This is a genomic window from Hydrogenophaga sp. 70-12, assembly GCF_001897365.1.
In the GTDB taxonomy this organism is placed as follows: Bacteria; Pseudomonadota; Gammaproteobacteria; order Burkholderiales; family Burkholderiaceae_C; genus Hydrogenophaga; species Hydrogenophaga borbori.
In genome coordinates this window covers 1-8,565 of the sequence record NZ_MKSS01000285.1, presented here as the reverse complement: position 1 = coordinate 8,565, position 8,565 = coordinate 1, and the positions used below count along the sequence as shown (strand labels likewise).

At 70.0% G+C, this 8,565-nt stretch carries 10 protein-coding genes; 3 read left to right on the top strand and 7 right to left on the bottom strand.

All coding sequences use genetic code 11. The annotated features are described in order from the left end of the window. Nucleotides 1–477, top strand: a 477-nt coding sequence (locus BGO22_RS15690) for a DsrE family protein (RefSeq protein WP_286851619.1), incomplete at its 5' end; no start/stop codon positions are given. Nucleotides 478–486: 9 nt separating this feature from the next. On the opposite strand, the gene BGO22_RS15685 is transcribed toward BGO22_RS15690, so the two are convergent. Together BGO22_RS15685 and BGO22_RS15680 are read right to left on the bottom strand one after the other, a co-directional pair. Next, nucleotides 487–1,752, bottom strand: a complete 1,266-nt coding sequence (locus BGO22_RS15685; RefSeq protein ID WP_070397465.1) for a serine hydrolase domain-containing protein — start codon at nucleotides 1,750–1,752, stop codon at nucleotides 487–489. A gap of 125 nt (nucleotides 1,753–1,877) precedes the next feature. Then, the gene (locus BGO22_RS15680) at nucleotides 1,878–2,279 is read right to left on the bottom strand and encodes a hypothetical protein (protein WP_070397464.1); all 402 of its coding nucleotides are present in this window, start codon (nucleotides 2,277–2,279) and stop codon (nucleotides 1,878–1,880) included. Between the two features lie 208 nt (nucleotides 2,280–2,487). Here BGO22_RS15680 and BGO22_RS15675 point away from each other — a divergent pair, with 208 nt between their 5' ends. Beyond that, complete coding sequence (locus BGO22_RS15675) at nucleotides 2,488–3,171, top strand: heavy metal response regulator transcription factor (RefSeq protein ID WP_070397463.1); 684 nt, start codon at nucleotides 2,488–2,490, stop codon at nucleotides 3,169–3,171. After that, nucleotides 3,168–4,556: a heavy metal sensor histidine kinase gene (locus BGO22_RS15670; RefSeq protein ID WP_204742891.1), complete on the top strand. Its 1,389-nt coding sequence runs from the start codon at nucleotides 3,168–3,170 to the stop codon at nucleotides 4,554–4,556. Before BGO22_RS15675 ends, BGO22_RS15670 begins: the two co-directional genes overlap by 4 nt. 17 nt (nucleotides 4,557–4,573) lie before the next feature. On the opposite strand, the gene hemW is transcribed toward BGO22_RS15670, so the two are convergent. From hemW to BGO22_RS15645, 5 genes are all read right to left on the bottom strand, one after another. Continuing rightward, entirely contained in the window at nucleotides 4,574–5,794 is a 1,221-nt protein-coding gene (hemW, locus tag BGO22_RS15665) for a radical SAM family heme chaperone HemW (protein WP_070397462.1), read from the bottom strand. Next, entirely contained in the window at nucleotides 5,791–6,408 is a 618-nt protein-coding gene (gene rdgB, locus BGO22_RS15660) for an RdgB/HAM1 family non-canonical purine NTP pyrophosphatase (RefSeq protein WP_070397461.1), read from the bottom strand. The genes hemW and rdgB overlap by 4 nt, the downstream gene beginning before the upstream one ends. Continuing rightward, nucleotides 6,405–7,133 (bottom strand): ribonuclease PH, encoded by a 729-nt coding sequence (gene rph, locus BGO22_RS15655; RefSeq protein ID WP_070397460.1) that lies wholly within the window; start codon nucleotides 7,131–7,133, stop codon nucleotides 6,405–6,407. Before rph ends, rdgB begins: the two co-directional genes overlap by 4 nt. Before the next feature lie 27 nt (nucleotides 7,134–7,160). Further along, a complete protein-coding gene (locus tag BGO22_RS15650; protein ID WP_070397459.1) occupies nucleotides 7,161–8,063 on the bottom strand; it encodes a PP2C family protein-serine/threonine phosphatase in 903 nt (300 codons plus the stop codon). Then, the coding region (locus tag BGO22_RS15645) for a protein kinase domain-containing protein (protein WP_502686469.1) at nucleotides 8,060–8,565 on the bottom strand (506 nt) is incomplete at its 5' end. The genes BGO22_RS15650 and BGO22_RS15645, both read right to left, overlap by 4 nt.

Below are 8,565 nucleotides of genomic sequence, written 5' to 3'. Positions count from 1 at the left end.
GCCGCCATCGCCGGGCCCAACGACCCGTCCAAGTTCGACGGCACCCGCTACGCGCCGCAGAAGGCGCTGTACGACTTCAACTTCGCCAGGCCCCTGGACGCCAAGCCCGCCTTCGGCTATGTGAAGAACCACCTGCGCGCGATCAAGGAATACGGCGACCCGAAGTCGCACATCGTGATCGTGGCGCACGGCAACGAACTGCACGCCTTCTCGCGCCTGAACCGCGCGGCCTATCCCGACATGTACGAGGAACTCAAGGCCCTGGCCGACGCCGGCGTGACCATCCGCGTCTGCGCCAACGCGGCGCGCTCGCGCGGCTACAAGCCCGACGAGTTCTACGACGTGATCACCGTGGTGCCGGCCGCCGTGATCGACCTGGCCAAGTGGCAGAACGAGGGCTACAGCTACATGTACGCCGAGTGGTTTCCGCGCCTGACCCGCGAGGAACTGGTCAAGCAGACCCCCGAACTGCAGTAAGCCGGCGCTTCACCAGGTCCGCCCGAAGCGCCCGGGCGGACCGTGCTGCACCAGCAGCGCCTGCCACAGCGCCGTCAACTCGGCGGTGGCGCCCGGGTCGATGGGGTTGAGGTTGACGGCGGTTTGCACCAGCACGAAGCGCGTGATCGGGTCGATCAGCACGAACTGGCCCAGCACGCCGCGCATGGCGTAGTAGCGCGGCGCCTCGCCCGACAGCCAGATCTGGTAGCCGTACGGCGCGTTCAGCCCACGCGCTGGCGTGGTGCTCTCGTAGACCCACGGGCGCGAGACCACCTGCCGCCCGTTCCAGCGGCCGTCGTGGGCGAGCATGAGGCCCAGGCGCGCCCAGTCGCGCAGGCGGGCCACCACGCAGCAAAAGCCCAGCGCCTCGCCCGACGGGTCGGTGTCCCAGGCGGCGTTGGCCTCCGCGCCCAGCGGCGCCCACAGCCGGCGGCTGAAGTACTCGGGCAGCGGCATGCCCACCGCGCGGCTCACCACCATGCCCAGCACCTGCGAGTCGGCGCTGGCGTAGTGGAACACCGTGCCCGGCTCGGCCACGCGCGCGTCGAACTGGCGCACCGCCGCCACCGCGCCCAGGGGCGAGGGCCCGACCAGCGCCTCGGCCAGGCGGTGCACGTCGTCGTTCGGCTGGTAGCTCTCGTTGAAGGCCAGGCCCGAGGACATGGTCAGCAGCGCGCGGATCGGCGTGGCGCCGTAGGCCGTGCCCGCGAGTTCGGGCAGGTAGGCCGACACCTTGTCGTCGATCGAGCGGAGGGCGCCGTCCTCCAGCGCCGCGCCCACCAGCAGGCCGGTGATGGTCTTGGCCAGAGAGTGCGACAGGAAGCGGTCGCTGTCGCGGCGGCCGTACTGGTAGCGCTCGAACAGGATGGTCGAGTCGCGCGCGATCAGCAAGCCCGTCACCGGGTGGCGGCGCAGGTAGTCGTTGAGCGTGAGGGAACGCCCTTCATACGCGTACTGCAGTTCCAGGCTTTGCGCGGCGCGCGACAAAGGGGACGGCGCGCCGGCGGTCGGTACCTCCTTCAGGGGGCGAACCTGGTCGTAGTGGCTGTGCAGGCCCACGTAGAGTTCCTGCCGCAGCTCATCCGGCCGCAAACCGGGCCGGGGCACGGGGTAGCCCTGCGCCTGGCCATAGGCCGCGGCCTGCGGGCCATCTGGCACGAACACGGGATCGGCCCGCGCGCCCCAGGCCATCAGGGCCAAGACGCCGAAGAACGCGGCGGCCAGCGGGCGTCTGCGCAAGGGGAGCGGCGGCATCGCGGTTCCTGTGGGGCCCCGCAGGGGCGGTCGCGCGCATTATGCGAGGCACCCGCGCCGGCACAAAAAAAACAGCGGCCCATGGGCCGCTGTCCAAACCTTGGAGGAGACGCGCGATCGCGGGATCAGTGGGCCTGCACGGCGCTCGGCGCCTGCACCACCGCATTGCCTTGCACGGCGCGCAGGCCGGCCAGGCGGATCTGCTCGGCCTGCTGCGGCGTGGCCACGGGCAGGATCTCGCCGCTGGCGACCAGGCCCAGGCGGCGGGCCTCGGCGGCCTCGGCCAGCACCTGCGCGCGGCTCAGCTGGCTGGCCACCACGGTGGCCTGGGCTTGCGCGGGGTTGGCTTCGCCGCGGGCGATCTGGTCGGCCTTGTACGCCGGTGCGACCTGGGCCTGCACGTCGGCGCGGCTCAGGGTCGATTGGAAGTTGAACACTTCATTGCCCTCCAGCGGACCTTCGGCGAAGGCGGCGCCAGCGGTGAGGGCGAAGGCGATGGGCAACAGGAGGCTTTTCGAGGCTTTCATGACAGTTCCTTTGATGACGACAGATGGAGGGGAGGAGACGCTCTGAATGCCGCTGTGTGCCGGCATGGAAGGAACTGTAGGAAGCGGGGCTGTCGTTTTCCGAACGCCTGAATTACGTATTCGTAACCCAAGGCCGGCTCACTTTCCGTGACAATTTCATGGTGCGCAATCAAATAGCGCACGCCTATTTCCGCCCCTGCCCCACGCCATGCGCATCCTGGTCATCGAAGACGAAGCCAAGCAGGCCGACTACGTGCGGCGCGGCCTGACCGAGGCCGGCTATACCGTCGACGTGGCCCGCGACGGCATCGAGGGCCGCTACCTGGCCACCGAAGGCGACTACCAGCTCGTGGTGCTGGACATCATGCTGCCCGGCGTGGATGGTTTCGGCGTGCTGGCCGCGCTGCGCGAGAAGCGCAACACCCCGGTGCTCATGCTCACGGCGCGCGATCTGGTCGAGGACCGCGTGCGCGGCCTGCAGTCCGGCGCCGACGACTACCTCGTCAAACCCTTCGCTTTCTCCGAGCTGCTCGCGCGCATCGGCGCGCTGCTGCGCCGCGGCCCGGCGGCCAGCAACGAGGCCACCAACAGCCGGCTCAGCGTGAGCGACCTCGAGATCGACCTGCTCAGCCGCAAGGCCACGCGCTCGGGCCAGCGCCTGGAACTCACCGCCAAGGAGTTCGCCCTGCTGGCCCTGCTGGCGCGCCGCAAAGGGCAGATCCTGTCGCGCACCACGCTCGCCGAACAGGTGTGGGACATGAACTTCGACTCCGACACCAACGTGGTCGAGGTGGCCATCCGCCGGCTGCGCGCCAAGATGGACGACCCCTTCCGCCCCAAGCTGCTGCACAACGTGCGCGGTATGGGCTACGTGCTGGAGGAACGCGCGTGAACACCGCCGCCATCACCCCGCCCACCAACTCGGCCACGACGGAGCTGCGCGCCGCGCCCACGCCCTGCGCCTATTCCATCGGCAAGCGCCTGTCGCTGTTGCTGGCGGTGCAGACCATCATCGGCCTGGGCGTGCTGCTGGCCGTCATCTACGCCGCCACCTGGATGCTGTTCGCCTCGCGTCAGCAGGAGGAGCTGCGCGGCTACTCGCACGTGCTCATCGAGGTGCTGAAGGAGACCGATGCCCACGGCACCGAGGCCGACATGGTGCAAAAGCTGCTGTGGCTGAGCGAGCGCCGCCCCGGCAACTTCGTGGAGCTGCGCCGCGCCGACGGCAGCACCCTGTACCGCGATCCCCTGCCCAGCTTCGACCCCGCCACCGCCCCCACGAGCGAACTGCGGTTCGAGGTGCCGCGCGCCGATGGCAGCGCGCCGCTCAAGGGTCGGCTGGTGATGGACTGTTCGCGCGACGCGCAGTACGGCCGGCGCATGGCGCTGCTGCTGGTGGCCGTCACGCTGGCGGGCGGCGCCTTCGTGGCCTGGGCCACCTACTGGCGCGTGCGCAGCAGCCTGCGCCCGCTGATGGACCTGGCGGCGCAGACGCGTGCCATCGACGTGCGCCGGCTGGACCAGCGCCTGACGCTGTGCGAGCCCACCGAAGAACTGCAGCCGCTGATCGAGCAGTTCAACGGCCTGATGCAGCGCGTGGAGCGCACCTACGTTCAGCTCGAAGGCTTCAACGCCGACGTGGCGCACGAACTGCGCACGCCGCTGGCCAACCTGATCGGCCACACCGAGGTGGCGCTGAGCCGCGAGCGCAGCGCGCCCGAGCTCGAGGAGGTGCTGCTGTCCAACCTGGAAGAGCTGCAGCGCCTCGCCGGCATCGTCAACGACATGCTCTTCCTGGCGCAGGCCGACCGCGGCGTGAAGGCGCGGCGCGGCGCGCCCCTGAGCCTGGCCGAGCTGGTGCAGCAGGTGGTGGAGTTCCACGAGGCGCCCATGGAGGAAGCCGGCCTGGGCATCGACATCGAGGGCGACGCCCTGCTCGCGGTGGACGAGCCCCTGGTCAAGCGCGCGCTGTCCAACCTGCTGGGCAACGCCATCCGCTACGCCGACAAGGACTCGCGCCTGTGCGTGCGCATCCTGCGCGAGGGCGAACAGGGCGTGCGGCTGTGGGTGGAGAACGTCGGCCCGGCCATCGAGCCCGAGCACCTGCCGCGCCTGTTCGACCGCTTCTTCCGCGCCGACGCCTCGCGCTGCGAGCTGGAGAAGCCGCACCACGGCCTGGGCCTGTCCATCGTGGCCGCCATCGCGCGCATGCACGACGGCTTCGCGGCCGCCGAGTCGGCCGCGGGCCGCACGCGCGTGGGCTTCAATATGGTGTGAGTCCGGCCTGCCGCGCCTCAGGCCGGCAGGAACAGCGACTGCAGGTCGCTCAGGAAGTCGAAGCCGCGCTCGGTCGGACGCACCCAGCCCCCCTCCCGTTCGACCAGGCCCTTGGCCTCGGCCTCGCGCAAGGCCGCGTCGATGCTGGACAGCGGCAGGCCGGTGCCGGACATGAAGTCGGCCAGCGCGAAGCCCTCGCGCAGGCGCAGGGCGTTGAGCATGAACTCAAAAGGCAGCTGCGCGCGCGGCACCTCGTCCATGCTGGCCACGGCGTCGCCGGCCAGGGCGCGCTCCATGTACAGCCGCGGTTCGCGCACGCGAACCGGGCGAGCGATGCGGTGCGCAAAGCTGAGCTTGCCATGCGCGCCCGCCCCGATGCCCAGATAGTCGCCGAAGCGCCAGTAGTTGAGGTTGTGCCGGCAGGCGTGCCCAGGCCGGGCATAGGCCGAGACCTCGTATCGCTGCAGGCCCGCCACGGCGGTCAGCTCGGTGATGCGGTCCAGCATCTCGTAGGCCTCGTCGTCGCCGGGCAGCGGGGGCGGGAACTTGGCGAAGTAGGTGTTGGGCTCCAGCGTGAGGTGGTAGACCGACAGGTGCGGCGGCGCGAAGGACAGCGCGGTGCGCAGGTCGGCCTCGCACTGCGCGAGCGTCTGGCCCGGCAGCGCGTACATCAGGTCGAGGTTGAAGGTATCGAACACCTGGGCCGCCTCCTCCAGCGCGGCGCGCGCCTGCGCGCCGTCGTGCACACGGCCCAGGGCCTTGAGCTGCGCGTCGTCGAAGCTCTGCACGCCGATCGACAGGCGCGTGACGCCGGCCTGGCGGAAGGCGCGGAAGCGGTCTTTCTCGAAGGTGCCGGGGTTGGCCTCCAGCGTGATCTCGGCGTCGGGCTCCAGCGGCAGGCGCGCGCGCACGTCGGCCAGCAGGCGGTCGATGGCCTGCGGCGAGAACAGGCTGGGCGTGCCGCCGCCGATGAACACGCTGTGCACCGGCCGGCCCCAGACCAGGGGCAGCGAGGCCTCGAGGTCGGCGCGCAAGGCGTCGAGGTAGCGCGCCTCGGGCATGGCCTCGCCCGACGCGGCCGTGGCGCTCCATTCGTGCGAGTTGAAGTCGCAGTAGGGACACTTCTTCAGGCACCACGGCAGGTGGATGTAGAGCGACAGCGGCGGCGGCGCGCCGAGCTGCAGCGTGCCCGGCCGCATCCAGTGGCGCGGGTCGCGGCTGGGCTGCAGATCGCTCATACCGGTGGGGTGGGCGCGAACCAGCGCTCGCGCATGAGCTCGAGCATGGCGCGCGCGGCCTGTCCGCGGTGGCTGTGCCGGTTCTTCACCTCGGGGTCGAGCTCGGCGAAGGTCTTGCCCAAGGCCGGGATGAACATCACCGGATCGAAACCGAAGCCGTGCGCGCCCACGCGCTCGCGCGTGATCAGGCCGGGCGCGCGGCCGGTGGCCACGAGGGGTTCGGGGTCGTCGGCGTGGCGCAGCGCCACCAGGGTGCTGACCAGGGCCGCGCGGCGGTCGCCGACGTCGCGCATCTGCTCCAGCAGCGCGGTGACGTTGTGGTCGTCGCCCTTGGGGTAGCCGTGCTGCGTGGCGTAGTAGGCGGTGTCCACGCCGGGCCGGCCACCGAAGGCTTCCACGCAGAGGCCGGCGTCGTCGGCCACCGCCGGCAACCCGCTCTCGCGCGCGGCGTGCCGGGCCTTGGCCAGGGCGTTCTCGATGAAGGTGCGGTGCGGCTCGGGCGCCTCGGGGATGCCCAGCTCGGCCTGGCGCACGAGCTGCACACCCAGCGGCGCGAACAGGGCCTGCAACTCGGCCAGCTTGCCGGCGTTGTTCGACGCGAGAACCAGCTTCATGCGCCGAGCGCGGCCTTCTGCAAGGCCACGAGTTCGGCGATGCCCTGTTCGGCCAACGCCAGCAGCTGGTCCATCTCGGCGCGGGTGAAGGCCGCGCCCTCGGCCGTGCCCTGCACCTCCACGTAGTGGCCGGCACCGGTCATCACCACGTTCATGTCGGTGTCGCAGGCGGCGTCTTCCACGTACTCCAGGTCGAGCAGCGGTGCGCCGTCCAGGATGCCAACGGAGATCGCGGCCACGTGGTCCCTGATCGGCGAGGCCGTCAGCTTGCCGGCGTCCATCAGGCGGCTCACCGCGTCCTGCGCGGCCACGAAAGCGCCGGTGATCGCCGCCGTGCGCGTGCCGCCGTCGGCCTGCAGCACGTCGCAGTCGAGCGAAATGGTGCGCTCGCCCAGGGCCTTGAGGTCGAACACCGCGCGCAGCGAGCGGCCGATCAGGCGCTGGATCTCCTGCGTGCGCCCGCTCTGCTTGCCCTTGGCCGCCTCGCGGTCGCTGCGCGTGTGCGTGGCGCGCGGCAGCATGCCGTACTCGGCCGTCACCCAGCCCTCGCCGCTGCCGCGCTTGTGCGGCGGCACCTTTTCTTCCACGGAAGCGGTGCACAGCACCTTGGTGTTCCCGAACTCGATCAGCACCGAGCCCTCGGCGTGCATGGTGTAGCCACGGGTGATGCGCACCGGGCGCAGGGCATTGGCGGCCCGCTGGCCCGGTCGTTGGACGGCCGTCATAAAGAAAAACCTCAGGAAATACGAAGCTCAGGCGTTGCGCGCGGCCGCCGTGCGGGCGATCGCCGCATTGATCTCGGCGATCGACTTTTCGATGGCCGCGTCGTCCAGGTCTTCGACGGTGGGGTCGGGCACGCCCGACTGGATGGTGGAGGCGAACACGCCGTCCTCGATGTCTTCGGTGGACACGCGCGTCGTCTGGTACTCGTCGGCGGTTTCCCACTCCATGGCGAGCACGGTGACGTTGTCGCAGCGTTGGCCGCCGCGCCGCAGCGCGGTTTCCACCAGGTCGGGAACGGCCTGCTCCAGCGGGCGCGTGGAGAGCTCGTTCACGATTTCTTCGTCCTCGACCGTGCCCCAGAGACCGTCGGAACACAGCAGCACACGGTCGCCCTGCATGAGCTGCACCGGGCCGGACAGGTCATACACCGGCTTGGCCGGCGAACCCAGGCAAGTGAAAAGGATGTTGCGGTTGATGTGCTCGGTGTTGCGGCCCAGGTGCGCCTGCTGCTCCATGTAGGAATGGTCGCGCGTGCGCGTGAGCAGCTCGCCGTCGCGCACCACGTACAGGCGCGAGTCGCCGCAGTGCACCCAGTGGATGTGGCCGCGCTCCATGACGGCCGCCACCAGCGTGGTGCGCGGCGTGTCGAGCATGCCCTTCTCGGCGGCGTAGCGGATGATCTGGTGGTGCGCGGCCATGAGCGCGCTGGAGAGGAACTCGGGCACCTCGCGCACCGTCGGGTTGGCCGCTTTCTGGAAGTAGGCCGAGAGCGTCTGCAGCGCCAGTTGCGCGGCCATGGCGCCTTCCGGATGGCCGCCCATGCCGTCGGCCAGCACGAACAGGCCGGACTCGCGCGTGTAGGCGTAGCCCATGCGGTCTTCGTTGCGCTCGCGACCGCCTTGCCGGCTGATCTGATAGACCGAAAACTTCATCGGAATTTGGTGCCCACGTCGGTGGACTTGCGCAGCAGTGACTTCTGCTTGTCGGAGACGATGTTGTCGAACTGCAGTCGCATCTTCTCGGCCACGGTGAGCTTGGTGTAGCTGCGCTCGGTCTCGCGGCTGAGTTCCTTCTGCAGCGCGAAGACCGATTGCGGGCGCGAGAGCGGGTCGAGCGACATGCACCACTCGACCACTTCGATCAGGTTGTCGGAGTACACGCCACGCAGGCGCGACAGGGCCAGCGAGAGGCGGTCCTTTTCGAGGCGCTGGGGCGCGTCGTTGGGCGGGTAGCCCTGCATGCTGGCGTAGATGCAGGCACCGATGGCGTAGATGTCGGTCCAGGGGCCCATGGACGAATCGCGCCGGTACATCTCGGGCGCGGCGAAGCCCGGCGTGTACATGGGGCGGATGAAGTTGCCCTCCTTGCTCAGCACTTCGCGCGCGGCGCCGAAGTCGATGAGCACCGCGCGGTTGTCGTCGGTGACGAAGATGT